The organism is Rhizobacter sp., from assembly GCF_032229685.1.
In the GTDB taxonomy this organism is placed as follows: domain Bacteria; phylum Pseudomonadota; class Gammaproteobacteria; order Burkholderiales; family Burkholderiaceae_C; genus LMDS01.
Map to the genome: position 1 here is coordinate 116,185 of NZ_JAVTWP010000003.1, position 19,049 is coordinate 135,233.

General features: G+C 67.4%; 15 protein-coding genes, 1 tRNA gene and 1 pseudogene. 7 read left to right on the forward strand and 10 right to left on the reverse strand.

Translation table 11 applies throughout. The features are described 5' to 3' along the window. Positions 1-3: 3 nt before the first annotated feature. Positions 4-738 (reverse strand): osmolarity response regulator transcription factor OmpR, encoded by a 735-nt coding sequence (ompR, locus tag AC30PD_RS01485; protein WP_489533862.1) that lies wholly within the window; start codon positions 736-738, stop codon positions 4-6. A 194-nt stretch (positions 739-932) separates the two neighbouring features. On the opposite strand from ompR, the gene AC30PD_RS01490 reads away from it, so the two are divergent. From AC30PD_RS01490 to AC30PD_RS01505, 4 genes and pseudogenes are all read left to right on the forward strand, one after another. Continuing rightward, entirely contained in the window at positions 933-1,637 is a 705-nt protein-coding gene (locus tag AC30PD_RS01490) for an SIMPL domain-containing protein (RefSeq protein ID WP_489534111.1), read from the forward strand. Between the two features lie 63 nt (positions 1,638-1,700). Continuing rightward, a pseudogene (locus AC30PD_RS01495) lies at positions 1,701-2,552 on the forward strand (alpha/beta fold hydrolase); the annotation flags it as partial. An 11-nt stretch (positions 2,553-2,563) separates the two neighbouring features. Next, complete coding sequence (locus tag AC30PD_RS01500; protein ID WP_489533863.1) at positions 2,564-4,807, forward strand: RelA/SpoT family protein; 2,244 nt, start codon at positions 2,564-2,566, stop codon at positions 4,805-4,807. Between the two features lie 37 nt (positions 4,808-4,844). Then, positions 4,845-4,921, forward strand: a tRNA-Val gene (locus AC30PD_RS01505). A gap of 75 nt (positions 4,922-4,996) precedes the next feature. On the opposite strand, the gene AC30PD_RS01510 is transcribed toward AC30PD_RS01505, so the two are convergent. The 4 genes from AC30PD_RS01510 to AC30PD_RS01525 are packed head-to-tail and all read right to left on the reverse strand — an operon-like array spanning position 4,997 to position 9,624. After that, on the reverse strand, positions 4,997-6,760 hold the full coding sequence (locus AC30PD_RS01510) for a SulP family inorganic anion transporter (RefSeq protein ID WP_489533864.1): 1,764 nt from the start codon (positions 6,758-6,760) through the stop codon (positions 4,997-4,999). Further along, positions 6,760-8,427, reverse strand: coding sequence for a bifunctional protein tyrosine phosphatase family protein/NAD(P)/FAD-dependent oxidoreductase (locus AC30PD_RS01515; protein ID WP_489533865.1), 1,668 nt, complete (start codon positions 8,425-8,427; stop codon positions 6,760-6,762). The genes AC30PD_RS01510 and AC30PD_RS01515 overlap by 1 nt, the downstream gene beginning before the upstream one ends. Before the next feature lie 55 nt (positions 8,428-8,482). Continuing rightward, positions 8,483-9,379: an MBL fold metallo-hydrolase gene (locus AC30PD_RS01520; RefSeq protein ID WP_489533866.1), complete on the reverse strand. Its 897-nt coding sequence runs from the start codon at positions 9,377-9,379 to the stop codon at positions 8,483-8,485. Between the two features lie 50 nt (positions 9,380-9,429). Further along, positions 9,430-9,624: a YgaP family membrane protein gene (locus AC30PD_RS01525; RefSeq protein WP_489533867.1), complete on the reverse strand. Its 195-nt coding sequence runs from the start codon at positions 9,622-9,624 to the stop codon at positions 9,430-9,432. Between the two features lie 371 nt (positions 9,625-9,995). On the opposite strand from AC30PD_RS01525, the gene AC30PD_RS01530 reads away from it, so the two are divergent. Next, positions 9,996-11,258: a sigma-54 interaction domain-containing protein gene (locus tag AC30PD_RS01530; protein WP_489534112.1), complete on the forward strand. Its 1,263-nt coding sequence runs from the start codon at positions 9,996-9,998 to the stop codon at positions 11,256-11,258. A 31-nt stretch (positions 11,259-11,289) separates the two neighbouring features. Here the strand turns inward: AC30PD_RS01530 and katG are convergent, their stop codons facing one another. The 3 genes from katG to AC30PD_RS01545 form a co-directional block, all read right to left on the reverse strand. Continuing rightward, a complete protein-coding gene (gene katG / locus AC30PD_RS01535; protein WP_489533868.1) occupies positions 11,290-13,485 on the reverse strand; it encodes a catalase/peroxidase HPI in 2,196 nt (731 codons plus the stop codon). Positions 13,486-13,656: 171 nt separating this feature from the next. Next, positions 13,657-14,013 (reverse strand): ArsR/SmtB family transcription factor, encoded by a 357-nt coding sequence (locus tag AC30PD_RS01540; protein ID WP_489533869.1) that lies wholly within the window; start codon positions 14,011-14,013, stop codon positions 13,657-13,659. Positions 14,014-14,082: 69 nt separating this feature from the next. Then, positions 14,083-14,946 carry an MBL fold metallo-hydrolase gene (locus AC30PD_RS01545; protein ID WP_489533870.1) on the reverse strand — a complete coding sequence of 288 codons (864 nt, stop codon included), beginning with the start codon at positions 14,944-14,946 and terminating at the stop codon, positions 14,083-14,085. Between the two features lie 247 nt (positions 14,947-15,193). On the opposite strand from AC30PD_RS01545, the gene AC30PD_RS01550 reads away from it, so the two are divergent. Then, a complete protein-coding gene (locus AC30PD_RS01550) occupies positions 15,194-15,499 on the forward strand; it encodes a c-type cytochrome (protein WP_489533871.1) in 306 nt (101 codons plus the stop codon). Positions 15,500-15,515: 16 nt separating this feature from the next. Further along, positions 15,516-16,802: an FCSD flavin-binding domain-containing protein gene (locus AC30PD_RS01555; RefSeq protein ID WP_489533872.1), complete on the forward strand. Its 1,287-nt coding sequence runs from the start codon at positions 15,516-15,518 to the stop codon at positions 16,800-16,802. A 51-nt stretch (positions 16,803-16,853) separates the two neighbouring features. Here the strand turns inward: AC30PD_RS01555 and AC30PD_RS01560 are convergent, their stop codons facing one another. Together AC30PD_RS01560 and soxB are read right to left on the reverse strand one after the other, a co-directional pair. Continuing rightward, entirely contained in the window at positions 16,854-17,267 is a 414-nt protein-coding gene (locus tag AC30PD_RS01560) for a DsrE family protein (protein ID WP_489533873.1), read from the reverse strand. A gap of 36 nt (positions 17,268-17,303) precedes the next feature. Then, complete coding sequence (soxB, locus tag AC30PD_RS01565; protein WP_489533874.1) at positions 17,304-19,043, reverse strand: thiosulfohydrolase SoxB; 1,740 nt, start codon at positions 19,041-19,043, stop codon at positions 17,304-17,306. Positions 19,044-19,049 lie beyond the last annotated feature (6 nt).

The following is a 19,049-nucleotide window of genomic DNA, read 5'->3' on the forward strand; positions in this document are numbered from 1 at the left end:
GGATCACCCAGCCCCGTCCGGTACGAACACATAACCCACGCCCCACACCGTCTGGATGTAGCGCGGCTGCGCCGGGTCGGGCTCGATCATCTTGCGCAGGCGCGAGATCTGCACGTCCAGGCTGCGGTCGAAGGGCTCGAACTCGCGGCCGCGCGCCAGCTGCGCGAGCTTGTCGCGCGACAGCGGCTGGCGCGGGTGGCGCACCAGCGCCTTGAGCATCGAGAACTCGCCGGTCGTGAGCGCGATCTGCTCGCCTTCCTTGCTCAGCCGGCGCAAGGCCAGGTCGAACTCGAACGGCCCGAAGGTCACGGTCTGGGCGTCGAGCGCGGGTGCGCCCGGCGCTTCGAGCGTGGGCCGGCGGCGCAACACGGCGTGGATGCGAGCCAGCAGTTCGCGCGGGTTGAAGGGCTTGGGCAGGTAGTCGTCGGCACCGACCTCGAGGCCGACGATGCGGTCAACGTCTTCGACCTTGGCGGTCAGCATGATGATCGGCGTGAGGTCGTTCGCCGCGCGCAGGCGGCGGCAGATCGACAGGCCGTCTTCGCCGGGCAGCATCAGGTCGAGCACGATCAGGTGCACGGTCTCGCGCGTCAGCAGGCGGTTGAGGGCTTTCGAGTCTTCGGCGAGCAGGACTTCGAAGCCTTCCTGCGTGAGATAGCGGCGCAACAGGTCGCGGATGCGGGCGTCGTCGTCGACGACGACGATGCGGTCCGGGCGTTGGTTGGCGGCAGTGGACATGGCGAGCTCCAAATTTGTAACAGCCGCGATTCTGCGCAGGTTTGCGGGCGGTTTCAGGCGTGCCTGACCAGATGTTACAACTGCGTGAGGAGGCTTTTTGACCCCGTCCGCCAGGGCGAGCCGTGTAAGGTGGAGTGCATCGCCGCGCGGCATTTCGCCGCTCGGCCCACGCCAAAGGAAAACGAACCATGTCGATGACTTCAGCCCGCCTGACCCTGGTCTTGTGCACCGTGCTCGCCGCCACCCACGCCGCCGCCGATACGCTTGCGCCGCCCCAGGGCGTGGTGAGCCTGTCGGCCAGTGCCAGCCTCGAGGTCACGAAAGACCTGCTCGGCATCACGCTCAACACCACCCGCGAAGGGCAGGACGCGGCCAGCGTGCAGTCGCAGCTGAAGCAGGCGCTCGACGCGGCACTGGCCGAGGCGAAGAAGGCCGCGAAGCCGGGCCAGCTCGAAGTGCAGACCGGCGGCTTCTCGCTCTCGCCGCGCTACACCAGCAAAGGCGTGATCAACGGCTGGCAAGGCAGCGCCGAGCTGATCGTCGAGGGCCGCGACATGCAGGCCATCGGCCAGCTCACCGGGCGCATCACCACGCTCACGATCGCGCGCGTGGCCTACTCGCTTTCGCGCGAGCTGCGCGAGAAGACCGAAGGCGAGGTCTCGGCCCAGGCCATCGCGCGCTACCGTGCCAAGGCGGCCGACTACGCCAAGCAGTTCGGCTACGGCAGCTACGTGATCCGCGAGGTCAACGTCAGCGGCAACGAACAGCCCGGCATGCCGGCGCCCATGTACCGGGCCAAGGCGATGTCGATGGCGTCGAGCGACGAAGCATTGCCGGTCGAGGCGGGCAAGGGCGTGGTCACGGTCAATGTGAACGGCACGGTGCAGCTGAACAAGTGAGCCTGATGGCGGGTCGGCGCGCAGCCTTGGCTTACGATGGGCGTTCAACGCCGAAGAGCCGCCATGACCGAACCCCGCCTGAACTCCGTGCAATGCCTCAGCGCCCGCGGCCTGCACCGCATGGCCTACTGGGAATGGGGTGACGCGGCCAACCCGAAAGTGCTGGTCTGCGCGCACGGCCTGGCGCGCCAGGGGCGTGACTTCGACACGCTGGCGCAGGCCCTCTGCAACGACTACCGCGTGGTCTGCCCCGACGTGGTGGGCCGCGGCCGCTCCGACGCGCTCGCCGACCCGATGGGTTACCAGATCCCCGCCTACGTGGCCGACATGGTCACCTTGCTGGCGCGGCTGAACGCCGACACGGTGCACTGGGTCGGCACCTCGATGGGCGGCTTGATCGGGTTGGGCCTGGCCTCGCTGCCGAAGTCGCCGATCGGCAAGCTGGTGATGAACGACGTCGGCCCGACGATCCAGGCCGAAGCGCTGCGCCGCATCGGCAGCTACCTCGGTGCGCCGGTGCGCTGGAACACGCTCGACGAAGCGGCCGACTACCTGTGGACGATCTCGAAGAGTTTCGGCCCGCACACGCGCGAACAATGGCTCGCGCTCACCCGGCCGATGCTCAAGGCCGATGGCGACGGCTTCAAGCCGCACTACGACCCGAACATCGCGCAACCCTTCAAGGCCGTCACGCCCGAGATGGCGGCGGCCGGCGAAGCGATGCTGTGGCACAGCTACGACGCCGTGCGCTGCCCCACGCTGCTGCTGCGCGGCGCCGATTCCGACCTGCTGACGCGAGAGACGGCGCAGGCCATGACGGTGCGCGGCCCGAAAGCGCGGCTGGTCGAATTCGCCGGTGTCGGCCACGCGCCCACGCTGGTGGCGGCCGACCAGGTCGACGTGGTGCGGGAGTTCCTGCACTCGCCATGAAGACGGGCCTGCTGGCCGCGCCACAAGCTGCGGCGCCCATCGTCGCACTGGTCGACGAACACCCCGACCTGGTCGCCGAAGCCGCGCAGCTGGTGCGCGCGCGCGCCTTTGCCGAGCCGCTGCTCGACGGGCAACTGCTCGACACCGGTGAAGACGCGCTGGCCCACGCCGACGCGGTGGCCCTGATCCTGCTCGGCATCGGCGCCGCGCCCTCGATGCGCGCAGCCGCTTATCTCGTCTACGCGGCCGACTACCTGAACAAACCCGAAGAAGTGGTGGCCAAGGCGTTCGGCGAATCGCATGCGAGCCTGGTGGCCGGCACGCGCAAGCTGGTGCAACTGCAACGCGCCGCGCGCGAAGCGCAGCTCGGCCAGGACCAGCGTGCGATGCAGACCGAGCGCGTGCGCAAGATGCTGCTCGCTTTCTCGCGCGACCTGCGCGTGGTGCTGCTGCGCCTGGCTTCGCGGCTGCAGACGCTGCGCTTCTTTGCGGCCAGCAAGACGGCTTGCCCGCCCGCGCTGGCGGCCGAGTCGCTGCAGGTGTTCGCGCCGCTCGCCAACCGGCTGGGCATCTGGCAGATCAAGTGGGAACTCGAAGACCTGTCGTTCCGCTTTCTCGAACCCGAGCGCTACCGCGAAGTGGCGCGGCTGCTCGACGAAACCCGGGTCGAGCGTGAACGGCGCGTCGAGGCGTTCCGCCAGCACCTGAGCGACGATCTCGCGGCGCACGGCCTGCAGGCGCAGGTGCAGGGTCGGCCCAAACACCTCTACAGCATCTGGAAAAAGATGCAGGGCAAGGGGCTCGGTTTCGATCGGGTGTTCGACGTGCGTGCGGTGCGTGTGGTGGTGCCCGACGTGGCCGGCTGCTACGCGGTGCTCGGCCGCGTGCACGAACTGTTCAAGGCCGTGCCGGGCGAGTTCGACGACTACATCGAGCGGCCCAAACCGAACGGCTACCAGTCGCTGCACACGGTGGTGCTCGACGCGAGCGGGCGCTCGGTCGAAGTGCAGATTCGCACGCCGGCCATGCACGAACACGCCGAGCATGGCGTGGCGGCGCATTGGGCCTACAAGGACGCCGGCGCGAAAGGTTATGCCGGCGTGGCGGCCGATGCAGACCACGGCGCGGCGGTGGCCGAAGCCCGCAAGGCAGTGCTGCGCCAGCTGCTCGCCTGGGAGCGTGACTTCACCGAGCAGGGAGCCGTGGCGCCCGGCGCCACGGGGCCGGCGCCCGAAGAGCGCATCTACGTCTTCACGCCCGGCGCGGCCGTGGTCGAGTTGCCGGCCGGGGCCACGCCGGTCGACTTCGCCTACACCGTGCACACCGACCTCGGCCACCGCTGCCGCGGCGCGAAGGTCGACGGCGTGATGGTGCCGCTGAACACCCCGCTGCAGAGTGGCCAGACGGTCGAGGTGAACGCCGTGAAAGAGGGCGGGCCGTCGCTCGACTGGCTCAACGCCGAACTCGGCTACCTGAAGAGCTCGCGCTCGAAGACCAAGGTGCGCGCCTGGTTCAACGCGCTGGCGCAGAACGCCACGATCGCGCGTGGCCGCGACGCGGTTGAAAAACTGCTGCAGCGCGAGGGCAAGACCGCCATCAAGCTGGGCGACCTGGCCGCGCAACTCGGGTTTCGCAGTGCCGACGCCTTGTTCGAAGTCGTCGGCAAGGACGAGTTCTCACTGCGCACGATCGAGACCTTGCTGCGCCCGGCCGAAGCGCCCCCCACGCCCGACGAGCTGATCGCGCTGCGCCGCTCCGACCCCGACGCGCGCACGCCGCAGGGCGGCGTGCTGGTGGTGGGCGTCGAGTCGCTGATGACGAACCTGGCGCGTTGCTGCCGCCCGGCACCGCCCGATGCGATCGGCGGTTACGTGACGCGCGGCAAGGGCGTGGCCGTGCACCGCACCGCCTGCACCAACTTTCGCGAGATGGCGACGCGCGCGCCCGAGCGCGTGATCAGTGTCGCCTGGGGTGCGCCGCGCGGAGACAAGGCTTCGTTGTACCCGGTCGACGTGATCGTCGAAGCCGGCGATCGGCAGGGCTTGTTGCGCGACATCTCGGAGCTGTTCGCGAAAGAGAAGATGAACGTGACCGGCGTGCAGACGCGCTCGGTGAAGGACTCGCAAGGCGGCACGGCGTGGATGAGCTTCACGATCGAGGTGGCCGATTCGGCGCGGCTGAACCACGTGCTGGGGCTGGTCGGCCGCATCGCCGGCGTGCGTTCGGTGCGCCGCAAATAGGCTGCGCCGAACGCTGCTATATAATCTGAGGCTTCGCAGGCGCGTAGCTCAGCTGGTTAGAGCACCACCTTGACATGGTGGGGGTCGTTGGTTCGAGTCCAATCGCGCCTACCAAATTCGGTAGGAAGAACAAGCACCCGGCGGCAACGCCAGGTGCTTTTTTCTTGGTCATGTCCGGGCTCGTGTGGTTCAAGGATGCTGGCGCGCGGCAGCGAGCTGCAGCAGCTCGGGGGTCAGTGCTTTGATGGCCTGATACTGGCTCAGGAAGACCTGCCCGGGCAATTGCTGAAGAAACTCGGTCGAACGCAAGCGGTCCATCACCGGGCCCTTCAGCTCGGACAGGTGCAGCAGCATCCCGGCGTCCTTCAGGCGTTTGTCGATGGCCTCGAGGCTCTCCAGTGCACTGGCGTCGATGTCGTTGATGGCTGAGCACTGCAGCACCACATGCCGCAGGGCAGGTCGGCTCGCCACGGCATCGTTGATGCGGTCCTCCAGGCTTCGGGCGTTGGCAAAGTACAGGCTCTCGTCGACTCGCAGCGTGAGCAGTTGCGGGCTGGTGAGCACGTCGTAGCGCAACACGTTGCGGAAGTGCTCGGTACCCGGCAGCAGACCCACCTCGGCAATGTGCGGCCGGCTGGTGCGGAACAGGTAGAGCGCCAGCGAAACGCCCACGCCGATGACCAGACCGGTTTCCACGCCCAGGCCCAGCGTTGCCAGCAGCGTGGCCGCCACGGCCGCGAAGTCGGGCCAGGAATACGACCAGGTGCGCTTGAGGATGCTGAAGTCGACCAGCGACAGCACCGCCACGATGATGGTGGCCGACAGCGTGGCCTGGGGCAGGTGGTAGAGCGCCGGCGTGAGCAGCAGCGACGCCAGCGTGATGCCCACGGCGGTGAAGACGCCGGCGGCCGGTGTCTGTGCGCCGGCATCGAAGTTGACGACCGAGCGTGCGAAGCCGCCCGTCACTGGAAACCCGCCGGTGAATGCCGCCGACAGATTGCTCGCACCGAGCGCGACGAGTTCCTGGTCGGGTTCGATGCGCTGGCGTCGCTTGGCCGCGAGCGTCTGCCCGACCGACACCGATTCGACGAATCCGACCACGCTGATCAGCAGCGCCGGCATGGCCAGTTCACGCCACAGCGACAAGTCCCAGTTCGGCGCCGTCAGTGGCGGCAGGCCTTGCGGAATGCTGCCGACGATCTTCATGCCCTGCGCCTGCCAGCCCAGGCCCCAGGCCAGCCCGGTGGTGGCCGCGATGGCGGCCACGGGCCCGGCCTTGGCGAGCACGTCCGCGAGCTTGGGCCTCAGGCCCCAGCTGACGAGCAGGGGTTTCAGACCTTTGCGAACCCAGAACAGGAAGGCCGTGGCCGCCACGCCGACGACCAGCGTCAGCAGGTGCGTGTGGGACGCCTGGCGCGCCAACGCGCCGAGCAACTCGATGAGGTTGTGCCCGTCTGCCTTCACGCCCATCAGCGTCTTGAGCTGGCTGGCGGCGATGAGCAGGCCCGAGGCCGAGATGAACCCCGAGATCACCGGGTGGCTGAGGAAGTTGGCGAGGAAGCCGAGCCGCAGCAAGCCCATGGTCAGCAGCATGGCGCCCGACAGGAAGGCCAGCGTGATCGCGATCTGCCAATAGGCCGCCGAGCCGAGGGCGGCATGCTCGCCCACCGCGGCGGCGGTCATCAGCGACACCACCGCCACCGGGCCGACCGCGAGCACGCGGCTGCTGCCGAACACGGCATACAGCAGCAGCGGCGCGACGCTGGCGTACAAGCCCACCTCCGGCGGCAGGCCGGCCAGCAGCGCATAGGCCAGGCTCTGCGGGATCAGCATGATGGTGACGATCAGCGCCGCCACCAGGTCGCCGACGAAGGTGTCGCGGTCGTAGCGGCGGCCCCAGTCGAGCACCGGCAGCGAAGGCAAGCGCTGCCGCCAAGGGGTCGCCAGCGCCATCAGCCCACCATCTCGGGCTGCGCCAGCCACTCGCGCCCTTTGAGCATGCCGTCCCAGTAAAGCGGCGGCAGCACACGCTCTTTCAGGTACCAGGCCAGCGCAGAAGGCCGGGTGCCGTCGATCAGCCACTTCGGAAAGCTGGGCGCCACCTTGCCGCCGTAGGTGAATTCAGCCAGCACGATCTTGCCGCGTTCAACGGTCAGCGGGCAGGAACCGTAGCCGTCGTACTTCGCCTCGCCTTTCGCATCGCCCCGGGTGACGAGCAGGTTGTGCGCGACCACCGGCGCCTGCTTGCGGGCCGCCGCAGCGGTCTTGGCATTGCTGGTGTTGCCCACGTCACCCAGCCCGAAGATGTTGGCGAAGGCCTTGTGGCGCAGCGTGGCGGGATCGACATCGACCCAACCGGCGGCGTCGGCGAGCGGGCTCACGCGGATGAAGTCGGGCGACTTCTGCGGCGGCACGACGTGCAGCATGTCGAACTCGCGCGTGATCAGCCGCTTCGTGCCGTCAGGCTGGGCGACGCTGAATACAGCCTTCCTGGCAGGGCCGTTCACCGACACGAGGGTCTCGCCGAAGTTCAGGCCGATGCCATAGGCTTTCACGTACTCCATCAAGGCCGGCACGTAGTCGGCCACGCCGAACAACACCGCGCCTGCGTTGCAGAACTGGATGTCGATGGCGCCCAGCACGCCGGTGCGGCGCCAGTGGTCGGCCGACAGGTACATCGCCTTCTGCGGCGCGCCGGCGCATTTGATGGGCATGGGCGGCTGCGAAAAGATGGCGCGGCCGCGGTGCAACTGCTGCACCAGTTGCCAGGTGTAGGGCGCGAGGTCGTAGCGGTAGTTGCTGGTCACGCCGTTTTGCCCCAGCGTTTCGGGCAGGCCTTCGATGCCGTGCCAGTCGAGCTTCAGGCCCGGGCACACCACGAGTTGCTGGTACTTCACGACACGGCAGCCGTCCAGGATCACCGCATTGCGTTCGGGCTCGAACGCGGCCACCGCCGACTTGATCCAGTGCACGCCGCGTGGCAACACCGAGGCCATGGTGCGCGCCGTGGTGGCGGCGTTGAAGACCCCGGCTCCCACGAGCGTCCAGCCCGGCTGGTAGTAGTGGACGTCGGCCGGGTCGACGATGGCGATGTCGAGCCCCGGGCTTCGCGCCAGCAGGCTGGAAGCGACCGAGATGCCGGCGGCACCACCACCGATGATCACCACGTCGTGCGACGCGTCGGCCACTTCCACCGGCGTCTTGCCGCCGTTGACGATGCGCCGCACCACACCCTTCAGGTCGAAGCCGGCCCGGGAGGCCGTCTCGATGATCTGCGGCAGCGGCATCTGCCCGGCCTGCGAGAGCGCCCACATCGTGGTCGAGCGCATGCCCGTGCGGCAAAACGCCAGCACCGGCTTGGGCAACTCGGCCATCAGTTGGCCGAAGGCCGCGCCCTGTGCGTCGCTGACCTTGCCGGACTCGGCCGGCAGGTAGCGGATCTGCAGACCATGGTCGCTCGCAGCGCGTTCGAGTTCGCTGTATCCCGGCTGGTCGGCGCCTTCGCCATCGGGCCGGTTGCAGACGACCGAGCGAAAGCCGGACTGCGCGATCGAAGGCAGTTCAGCGGCGAAGATCTGCGGTGAAACCGACAGTTCGGAAGTCAGTGCCTTGATGTCCACGGGCTTGTCTCCTGGTGGGTGGATGGCGCGGTCTGTGCCGCGTGGGCGTTCGGTTCTAGACCGCGTTCAGCGGAATCTTGATGTAGCGCGTACCGTTCGATTCGGGCTCCGGCAGTTGGCCGGCCCGCATGTTCACCTGCACCGATGGCAGGATCAGCGTGGGCATGTCCAGCGTCGCGTCGCGCGCATGGCGCATGGCCACGAATTCGTCTTCGCTGACGCCGTTGCGCACATGCAGGTTGTGGGCGCGCTCGTCGGCCACGGTGCTGACGAACTGCACTTCGCGACCACCTGGTTGGTAGTCGTGGCACATGTACAGCCGCGTGGCCGGCGGCAGGCTCAGCACCTTGTTGATGGAGCGGTACAGCGTGCGCGCGTCGCCGCCGGGAAAGTCGCAGCGCGCGGTGCCGTAGTCGGGCATGAAGAGCGTGTCGCCGACGAAAGCGGCCATGTCCTGCAGCGGGCCTTCGCCGTCGCTGACCACGTAAGTCATGCAGGCCGGCGTGTGGCCGGGCGTGTGCATCGCCACGGCCTGGAGCCCGCCGATGTGGAAGACCTCGCCGTCGGCAAACAGGTGGTCGAACTGGCGACCGTCCCGAGCAAAGTCCTGGCCGGCGTTGAAGAGGCTGCCGAACACCTTCTGCACGGCAGTGATGTTGGCGCCGATGCCGAGTTGCCCGCCCAGCGCCTGCTTCAGATAGGGAGCTGCGGAGAGGTGGTCGGCATGCACATGCGTCTCCAGAATCCACTGCACGGTCGCGCCCAGTTCACGCACGCGGGCGATGAGCTTGTCGGCGCTCTGGTGCGCGGTGCGGCCGGACTTCGGGTCGTAGTCGAGCACGCTGTCCACCAGCGCACAGTGTTTTGTCGCGCGGTCCATGACGATGTAGCTCACGGTCCAGGTCGCCGGGTCGAAGTGGCCTTCGACCAGCATGCTGTTGTGCGGGGTCATGCTTGTCTCCGTTGTCTGTGTTCGAGGGCTGTGCCGGGGTCGGCCGCGGCTCAGCGCTTGTTCAGCGGGCAGGTGTTGATGCCGAGGACCGAATACAGCGGGCACATGCCGACCGCGCCGGTCAGCAAGGGCACGACGCCGATGTAGCCCCAGGCGCCGACGGTGCCGGTGGCGGCCAGGCCGATCAGAACCACGCCGGCCAGCACACGCAGCGTGCGGTCGAGAGCGCCTTCGTTGACTTTCATGGAGTGTCTCCTTCAGGTTGGCAGTGGAAGGCGCCAAATGCACCTTGGTACAGGGATGGATATCAAGACGCATGCCAGACCCGACGCCAGGTTCGTTGGAACCTATAAGTCATTGAAGTGAAATGTATTTTTCGGATCTTTGGGGCAAATCGTGGCAAGCACAGGCAGCCTGACGGATCAATGATTGGCAGAGACTTCTGCCACCTTGGCAGAAGTGGCAGCGAGGCCCACAATCGCCGGACGACGAAATTGCCTGGGCAGAACCGATGAGCAAACAACTTCAAGTGCCGAACACCGGCCTGGCCGGCCCGCTGCGGTCGGCGCCGCAGGTCCAGGCCCTGATCTCGTTTCTCGAGCACGAGTCGCAGCCCATGATCGTGCTCGACCCGGACTACAACATCCTGGCCGCCAACACGGCTTACCAGCGGCAGTTCGGCACCGCCGACAAGCCCTATGTGGGCCACAAGTGCTTTCGCATCTCGCACCACTACGACGTGCCTTGCGACCAGGCCGGCGAGCACTGCCCGATGAAGCAGGCCTTCGAACTGAAGGGCCCGGACCGCGTGCTCCACATCCACCACACGCCGCGCGGACCCGAGCATGTGGATGTGGAACTGAGGCCCATCCTCGACGAAGGGCGTGAAGTGGTCGCCTATGTCGAACGCCTGGTCACCGTGCGCAATGCCTCGGCGCGGCCCAGCGCCGAGGGTCTGGTCGGGCGGGCGCCCGCGTTCAACGCGGCCCTGTCGGCGGTGCAGCGTGTGGCCCCGTCGATGTTGCCCGTGCTGTTGCTCGGCGAGTCGGGCACGGGCAAGGAACTCTTCGCGCGTGCCGTGCACGAGGGCAGTGACCGCGCTGCGGGGCCGTTCGTGGTGGTGGATTGTTCGGGCCTGACCGAAACGCTGTTCGAGAGTGAACTCTTCGGCTACGAAAAAGGCGCCTTCACCGGTGCCATGACGCGCAAGAAAGGGCTGGTGGAGACCGCCGACGGCGGCACGCTGTTCCTCGACGAGATGGGTGACGTTCCGCTCGGCATGCAGGTGAAGTTGCTGCGCCTGATCGAGTCCGGCGCCTTTCGTCGGGTGGGCAGCATCGAAACGCAGCAGTCGAACTTCCGCCTGGTGGCGGCCACCCACAAGCCACTGCAGCAGATGGTGGCAGACGGGCGCTTCCGCCAGGATCTGTACTACCGCATCAGCGCGTTCCCCATCCACCTGCCGCCGCTGCGCGAGCGCCTCGCCGACATTCCCTTGCTGGTCGACTCATTCCTGCAGCGTGGCGGCCATGCCAAGCACCGCGTGACCGTGGAGGCTGCCGCCATGGCGCGGCTCCAGGCTCACGCGTGGCCGGGCAACATCCGCGAACTGCGCAATGTGCTGGACCGTGCGCGCCTGTACGCCGACGACGGCATCGTGCGGGTCGCGTACCTGCCCGAGCCACTGGCGCAAGCCCCGACGCAGCCAGCCGAGCTTGGTTCTGCGCCGGTGGCAGCGCAAAGTGGCCGGCCGCTGAACGATGCCGAATTCAAGCGCTTCGCCGAGGCCGCCAAAGGCACCCGCCGTGAGTTGGCACAACAACTCGGCCTGAGCGAACGAACGTTGTATCGCCGGCTGAAAGCGGCGGGGCTGGCCTGATCGGCGGCGAGCCGGGCCGCCGCCGTCGGGGTCACGCCAGATCGAAACGATCGAGGTTCATCACCTTGACCCAGGCGACCACGAACTCGCGCACGAACTGCTGCTGGCCATCCGCGCTGGCATGTACTTCGGCCAGCGCGCGAAGTTGCGAGTTCGAACCGAACACGAGGTCGACCACAGTCGCGGTCCACTTGAGCGCGCCGGTGGTGCGGTCGCGTCCTTCGAGCACGCCGACGGCGGTGCTTGAACGCTTCCATGCCGTGCGCATGTCGAGCAGGTTCACGAAGAAGTCGTTGCTCAGGGTTCCGGGGCGCTGCGTGAACACGCCGTGCTTCGACTGCCCGGCGTTCACGTCGAGGGCGCGCAGGCCGCCGATCAGCACCGTCATTTCAGGGGCCGTGAGGGTCAACAACTGCGCCTGGTCGACGAGCATCGCGGCCGTGGCTTTTTCCAGGCCCTTGCGGGCGTAGTTGCGGAAGCCATCCGCCCTGGGTTCGAGCACGGCAAAAGCCTCGACGTCGGTCTGCGCCTGCGACGCGTCGGTGCGGCCGGGCGAGAACGGAACCTTCACGTCGACGCCGGCCTTCTGCGCCGCCGCCTCAACCGCCGCGCAGCCGCCCACCACGATCAGGTCGGCCAGCGAGATCTTCTTGCCGCCGGTCTGGGCGCTGTTGAACTCGCTCTGGATGCGCTCCAGCACGGCCAGCACCTTGGCCAGTTCAGCCGGCTGGTTCACTTCCCAGTCTTTCTGGGGCGCCAGGCGCAGGCGCGCGCCGTTGGCGCCGCCGCGCTTGTCGCTGCCGCGGAAGGTCGATGCCGACGCCCAGGCGGTGCCGACAAGTTGTTGGGTGCTCAGCCCCGAAGAGAGCAACCTGGCCTTCAGCGCCGCCACGTCTGCTTCATCGACCAGCGCGTGGTCGACGGCGGGCACCGGGTCTTGCCAGATCAGTTCTTCTTTCGGCACCAGCGGGCCGAGGTAGCGCGAGACCGGGCCCATGTCACGGTGCGTCAGCTTGAACCAGGCGCGCGCGAAAGCGTCGGCGAACGCCTGGGGGTCGGCCATGAAGCGGCGCGAGATCTTCTCGTAGGCCGGGTCCATGCGCATCGCCATGTCGGCCGTGGTCATCATCGGCGAACGGCGCTTGGCGGGGTCGTGGGCGTCGGGCACGCTTTGCCGTGCGGCCGGGTCCTTGGGCTGCCACTGGTGGGCGCCGGCCGGGCTCTTGGTCAGCTCCCATTCGTGGCCGAACAGGTTCTCGAAGTAGCCGTTGTCCCAGCGTGTCGGGTCGTTGGTCCAGGCGCCTTCGATGCCGCTGCCGATCTGGTCGCCGGCCTTGCCGGTGCCGAAGCTGCTGCTCCAGCCCAGGCCCTGGTGTTCGATGTCGGCGGCCTCGGGTTCACGGCCGACGTGGGCGGCATCACCGGCGCCGTGCGCCTTGCCGAAGGTGTGCCCGCCGGCGGTGAGCGCCACGGTCTCTTCGTCGTTCATCGCCATGCGGGCAAAGGTCTCGCGGATGTCGCGGGCCGAAGCCAGCGGGTCGGGCGTGCCGTTCGGGCCTTCGGGGTTCACGTAGATCAGGCCCATCTGCACGGCCGCCAGCGGGTTCTCGAGCTCGCGGTCGCCGGCGTAGCGCTCGTCGGCCAGCCACTTGCTTTCGGCGCCCCAGTAGATGTCTTCCTGCGGCTCCCAGATGTCGACGCGGCCACCGCCGAAACCGAAGGTCTTGAAGCCCATCGACTCCAGCGCCACGTTGCCGGTGAGCACCATCAGGTCGGCCCACGAGAGCTTGCGACCGTACTTCTGCTTGATCGGCCACAACAGGCGGCGTGCCTTGTCGAGGTTCACGTTGTCGGGCCAGCTGTTGAGCGGCGCGAAACGTTGTGCACCGTTGCCGGCGCCGCCACGGCCGTCACCGGTGCGGTAGGTGCCGGCGGAGTGCCAGGCCATGCGGATGAAGAACGGGCCGTAGTGGCCCCAGTCGGCGGGCCACCAGTCCTGGGAGTCGGTCATCAGCGCGTGCAGGTCCTTGATGACGGCGTCGAGGTCGAGCGTCTTGAACTCTTCGGCGTAGTTGAACGCCTCACCCATCGGGTCGGACAGCGAAGAGTGCTGGTGCAGGATCTTCAGGTTGAGCTGCTCGGGCCACCACTGGGCGTTGGCGGGGCCGCCGGCGGCCGCTTGGCTGCGCGTGGCGGCGGAAAAGGGGCATCGGGCTTCGGTCGACATGGGTCCATCTCCTTGGGTGTTCTGCGCACCGGCGTGCGCGTTTCGATGACAACCTGCGCAGACTACGCACCGCGACTCAATGAGTCGAATGAATTGTCATTAGGTTGTCGATAGGAGAAGAGTATCGACCGGCGCCCGGGGCAGTCGCGCCCCGAAGGCGCGGGCGGCAGCTCAGCGGTGCACCGAGCGAAGCAGTCGGTCGGCCGAAGGCAGGTTGTCGGCGCCGTCGAGTTCGGTGGCCACCTGGGTGCAAACGGCCCTGCACAGCGTGGCGACACGTTCGCTCTGCAGCTTGTAGTAGATCTGCGTGCCTTCGCGCCGCTTCGCCAGCACGCCGGCGCGGTAGAGCGTGGCCAGATGCTGCGACATGTTGGGCTGGGTGGTGTCGATCTGCGAGAGCAGTTCCGACACGTTGCGTTCGCCATGGCACACGGCGCTGATGATCTTCAGCCGCACCGGGGTCGAGAGCAGGCCGAAGAGCTCGGCTGCCGACTCGAAGACCAGGTCTTCTTCGCTGATGTCTGCCATGAAAACTCCGCGCTGGGTGGTCGAGTCATCACTGTATCAGCACACGCCGATAATGGCAGCGCCCACGAGTCACTTGCCCTGTTGTTCCATCAGCAGGTAGGTGTTGTAGGCATTGATGCGGTTGGCCGCGCGAAACAGCGGCAGCCGCTCGAAGCGCGACCAGTCGGCCTTGGCATAGGCCTCTTCGAAAGGCTCGAGATTGGCCGCGGCTTCGCCCATGCTCTGGCGCAGGAACACGAGGTAGTCGCGTGTCAGTTCGAGGTCGGGCAGCGGGTCACCGGAAACCGGCCCGTGGCCCGGCACGATGGTGGCCGGGCGCAAGGTGATCAGGCCGGTGAGGGCGTCGATCCAGCCGCGGCTGTCGGCCTGGCCGACAAAAGGGATGCGACCGCGAAACACCAGGTCGCCCGCGAACAGCACGCGCGACCGCTCGTGGTACACGACCAGGTCTTCCGGCGTGTGCGCTGGCCCCACATGCCGGATGTGCAGCTTCTCGCCGCCGAGCTCCAGCACGGTGTCGGCGTCCAGCCACCTGTCGGCGGGCACCAGGCGCGTCTTTTCGTCGACCCACGGAGACAGTTCCTGCCGGCTCGCGATCAGGCGCTGCCGGGCGGTGTCGGAATTCAGGTAGTCCAGCCCGCCGCGATGCGCGATCACGGTCGCTCCCAGGTCCTTCAGAACCTGCAGGCCGTAGATGTGGTCGGCGTGGTAGTGCGTCACGATCACATAGCGGATCGGCTGCGCGGTGACCTGCTTCACCGCCGCCACCAGCTCTTCGGCGAGCGCGGGCGAACCGAGCGCGTCGATCACGACCACGCCGGCGGGCGTGACGATGAAGCCGGCATTCGAGATGAAGTTGCGGTTCGCGGCCGAGCCGAGCGCGGCTTCGCCCTGCACGAACCAGGCGCCTTCGGCCACCTGCCGGGCTTTCATCGGCTCCGCGGCGAAGCTGCCTGTGCCGGCCTGCACAGCCAGCGCGGCGGTCGCGGCGCAGAGCAACCAACGGCGCGCCAGGCGCCAACACCGAGGCAAGCTAAAGTTCATGGGCGACACGGCGTGTCAGGGAATACGCTGGATTTGCATGCACGAATATAAGCAAAGAATGCTTTTGTGCCATCGGGGTCGGCCCAGGGGGGCGCCTCGGCGGCGAGCATTTGCCACCGCCACAGGAGACCGACCCATGAAACCCTGGATGATCGCCGCATTGATCGCCGCCGGCCCGCTGGCCGCGCAGGCGCAAGACGCTCACCTCGCCCGCAACCTGGCAGCCACCTGCGCCAACTGCCACGGCACCAACGGCAACGCGCGCGGCGACATGAGACCGCTGGCCGGGTTGTCGGCCGACTTGATCATCACGAAGATGGCCGCGTACAAGGCCGGCACGGTCCAGCAGGCGACGGTCATGCACCAGATCGCCAAGGGCTACACCGACGAGCAGATCAAGCTGGTCGCGGCTTACTTCGCGGCTCAGCAACCGAAGAAATGACAGGGGGCAGCACCGCATGAACACCACCACGAACTCCTTCTCATCCACCCGGCGCCGGTTGCTCGGCGCAGGCGCGGCGGCCGGCGGCCTGGCGCTGGCCGGCTGCGCCAGCACGGCCTCGGGCCCGTCGCTGGGCCGTGTCGTCGTGGTCGGCGGCGGCTTCGGCGGCAGCACGGCGGCGCGTTACCTGCGCCTGTGGGGCGGCAATGTCGACGTCACGCTGGTCGAGCGCAATCCGCAGTTCGTCTCGTGCCCGATCTCCAACCTGGTCGTCGGCGGCTTCAGGCAGATGGCCGACATCACCCGCGGCTACGACGGCCTGACGGCGATGGGCGTGAAGGTGGTGCAGGGTGACGTGATCGCGGTCGACGCGGCAGCGAAGAAGGTGAGGCTGGCCGGTGGCGCAGAGCTCGCCTACGACCGCCTCATCGTCTCGCCCGGCATCGATTTCATGAACGAGCAGATCGGCGGCCTGGCGGCGGCGTTCGAGAGTGGCCGCCTGGTGCATGGCTGGAAGGCCGGCCCGCAGACGGTGGCCCTGCGCCGGCAGTTGCTCGACATGCCCGACGGTGGTGTCTACGCGCTTTCGATTCCGAAGGTGCCGTACCGCTGCCCGCCGGGGCCTTACGAGCGCGCCTGCATCGTGGCGGCCTACCTGAAAGAAGCCAAGCCGCGCAGCAAGGTGCTGGTGCTCGACGCCAACCCTGAAATCCAGTCCAAGAAGGCCTTGTTCGAGCGCGCTTTCGCGCAGCACTACAAGGGCATCGTCGAGTACCGGCCCAACGTTGAACTCAAGGAGGTCAGCGGCAACGTGGGCAAGTTCGAGTTCGAGGACATCAAGGCCGACGTGCTCAACGTGGTGCCGCCACAGCGCGCCGCCGACCTGGCACGCACCGCGGGCCTGGTGAACATCAACAACCGCTGGGTCGGCGTGAACTGGCTGTCGATGGAATCGACCGCCGTGCCCGGCATCCACGTGCTCGGTGACGCCACGTTCCCGGCAGCGCTGATGCCCAAGTCGGGCCACATGGCGAACCAGCATGCCAAGGTGGCCGCGGCCGCGGTGATCCAGTTGCTCAAGGGCGAGGCCGTGAACCCGACGCCGGTAATGATGAACACCTGCTACAGCTTCGTCTCTGCGAGTGAGGCGATCCACGTGGCTTCGGTGCACCAGTACGACGCGACCGAGAAGACCTTCAAGACCGTCGCCGGCTCCGGGGGCGTATCGGGGTCGTCGACAGCGCTCGAAGGCCGCTACGCGTTGTCATGGGCCGACAACATCTGGAACGACATGCTGGGCTGAGGCCCACCGGCCCGATCGCAGAACAAGGCCGGGGCCGTGCGCCCCGGCGGGTCACGGCTTGATGTACGCGTAACCCTGCTTCTGCAGCTTGGCGAGCCTGACCACACCCGACGGCGTGAAGTCGGCCTCCTGAATGAACTGCTCTTTCTTGAGGCCGCGGTTCTTCAGTGTGATCTCGCAGATCTCGAAGGTGACGCCGCGGCCCTTCAACGCAGAGACCAGCGGTGCGTACTCGGTGCCGTTGGCGGCCTTGGCGCCTTCCATCAGCATGTCGATGCCTTCGGCATGGGTCACGACCGTGATCTTCGCTGCCGGGTCGGAGTCGATGTGGTTGCGGATGTTCCGCAAGCCCTTCAGGCCCTGCGCAGCGGCGTTGTCGAAGTGGTAGACGACGGTGTCTTGCGCGCAGGCGATGCCGGCCGCGAGACACAGTGCCAGGCCGGCGAGGACGGACTTCACGGACATGCTGTTCTCCGAAGGTGAGGGGGTGGCGGGCCGGGCTCAGCCCTTCGCGATGCCCGGGTTGCCCTGGGTGCCGGCGAGTGTAGGCGTGTTGATGCGGCGCGCCTTGACGCGCCCGCCTTGCGACTTGAGCCAGCTCTCGACGTGGTCCCACACCGGCTTCACGCCCGGCGCGCTGCGCGCCTCTTCGGCCACCGGTGCCCAGCCGGCCACCTTGTACTTCTTGCCCGCTTCGATGGGCTGGCCTTTCAGCCGCATGTCGCTGATGCGCGCGCCCATCTTGTCGGCCGGGTTCATCGCATAGGTGAGGCCACCGACGCGGACCATGTCGCCGCCTTGCTGGTAATACGGGTCGGGGTTGAAGAGGTTGTCGGCCACGTCTTCGAGAATGGTCTTGAGGGTCTCACCAGTCATCTCGGTGAGCGTGGCGTAGGGGTAGGTGATCGCGAGCTGGTCCATCATGAGCTCGCGCGTGATCGTGTCGCCGGGCAGCAGCGAGGTTCCCCAGCGAAAGCCGGGTGAGAAGGCGATCTCTGCACCTTGCACGTCCATCAGGGCGTCGCAGATGAGCTGGTCCCAGCTGCCGTTGAAGTTGCCGCGGCGGTAGAGCAGGCCGTCGGTGATGGCGAGCTTTTCGCTCAGCTTCGCTTCGAACGGCGCGCGCACCCTGGTGATGAGCGCGTCCATCTCGGCGTCGGGGCGCAACTTGTTGGCGAAGATCGGCAGCAGGCGGTAGCGGTAGTCGGCCAGCTTGCCCCCCTTCACGTCGAAGTCCATCACGCCCAGGAACTTGCTGTTGCTGCCGGCGTTGGTGACCAGCGTGGTGCCGCCGGGGTTCTTCACCGGCACCGCCACCGGCACGCCGTCGTGGGTGTGGCCGCCGAAGATCGCGTCGATGCCGCGCACGCGGCTGGCCATCTTCAGGTCGACGTCCATGCCGTTGTGCGAGAGCACCACCACGAGCTGTGCGCCCTTGCCGCGCGCTTCGTCGACGACCTTCTGCAGGTTGTCGTCCTGGATGCCGAACGCCCAGTCGGCCACCAGGTAACGCGGGTTGGCGATCGGGGTGTACGGAAAAGCCTGGCCGATGACCGCCACCGGCACGCCGTTGATCTCGCGCACCGTGTAGGGCTTGAACACCGGGTCGCCGAAGTCGTTGGTCTTGACGTTCTGCGCCAGGAATTCGACCCGGCCCTTGAAGTCTTTCTCGACGATCTCCTTCACGCGCTCCATGCCGTAGGTGAACTCCCAGTGGCCGGTCATCACGTCGACGCCGAGCAGCTTGCAGGCATCGACCATGTCTTGCGCGTTGGTCCAGAGCGACGTGGCCGAGCCTTGCCAGGTGTCGCCACCGTCGAGCAGCAGCGCGCCGGGGCGGCTGGCCTTGAGCCGCTTCACGAGCGTGGCCAGATGCGCGAAACCGCCGACCTTGCCGTAGCGCCGCGAGGCCTTGTCGAAGTCGAGGAAGGTGAACGCGTGAGCCATCGCGGTGCCGGGGCGCAGGCCGGCCGCCTTCAGCAGATGCTCGCCCACCAGGTGCGGCCACTGGCCGCGCATGTCGCCGACGCCGAGATTGACGCTGGGCTCGCGAAAATGGATCGGCTTGAGCTGTGCGTGGCAGTCGGTCATGTGCAGCAGCGACACGTTGCCGAAAGTCGGCAGGTCGTACAGGCCGTTCTCTGCCGTGGCGGCATCGGCATCGGCGTAGCGCCCGAGCGCCATGCCCGCGGCCGACGCCGAAGCCATCACTTGCAGGAAGTCGCGCTTCGAAAGATTCATGCTTCA

What these genes read in the sequence shown, in the direction of transcription:
- soxB (WP_489533874.1), bottom strand. Translation starts at nt 19,043, where the DNA reads ATGAATCTTTCGAAGCGCGACTTCCTGCAAGTGATGGCTTCGGCGTCG.
- AC30PD_RS01545 (WP_489533870.1), bottom strand. Translation starts at nt 14,946, where the DNA reads ATGAAAGCCCGGCAGGTGGCCGAAGGCGCCTGGTTCGTGCAGGGCGAA.
- ompR (WP_489533862.1), bottom strand. Translation starts at nt 738, where the DNA reads ATGTCCACTGCCGCCAACCAACGCCCGGACCGCATCGTCGTCGTCGAC.
- AC30PD_RS01550 (WP_489533871.1), top strand. Translation starts at nt 15,194, where the DNA reads ATGAAACCCTGGATGATCGCCGCATTGATCGCCGCCGGCCCGCTGGCC.
- AC30PD_RS01540 (WP_489533869.1), bottom strand. Translation starts at nt 14,013, where the DNA reads ATGGCAGACATCAGCGAAGAAGACCTGGTCTTCGAGTCGGCAGCCGAG.
- AC30PD_RS01520 (WP_489533866.1), bottom strand. Translation starts at nt 9,379, where the DNA reads ATGACCCCGCACAACAGCATGCTGGTCGAAGGCCACTTCGACCCGGCG.
- katG (WP_489533868.1), bottom strand. Translation starts at nt 13,485, where the DNA reads ATGTCGACCGAAGCCCGATGCCCCTTTTCCGCCGCCACGCGCAGCCAA.
- AC30PD_RS01555 (WP_489533872.1), top strand. Translation starts at nt 15,516, where the DNA reads ATGAACACCACCACGAACTCCTTCTCATCCACCCGGCGCCGGTTGCTC.
- AC30PD_RS01525 (WP_489533867.1), bottom strand. Translation starts at nt 9,624, where the DNA reads ATGAAAGTCAACGAAGGCGCTCTCGACCGCACGCTGCGTGTGCTGGCC.
- AC30PD_RS01500 (WP_489533863.1), top strand. Translation starts at nt 2,564, where the DNA reads ATGAAGACGGGCCTGCTGGCCGCGCCACAAGCTGCGGCGCCCATCGTC.
- AC30PD_RS01510 (WP_489533864.1), bottom strand. Translation starts at nt 6,760, where the DNA reads ATGGCGCTGGCGACCCCTTGGCGGCAGCGCTTGCCTTCGCTGCCGGTG.
- AC30PD_RS01560 (WP_489533873.1), bottom strand. Translation starts at nt 17,267, where the DNA reads ATGTCCGTGAAGTCCGTCCTCGCCGGCCTGGCACTGTGTCTCGCGGCC.
- AC30PD_RS01490 (WP_489534111.1), top strand. Translation starts at nt 933, where the DNA reads ATGACTTCAGCCCGCCTGACCCTGGTCTTGTGCACCGTGCTCGCCGCC.
- AC30PD_RS01530 (WP_489534112.1), top strand. Translation starts at nt 9,996, where the DNA reads ATGATCGTGCTCGACCCGGACTACAACATCCTGGCCGCCAACACGGCT.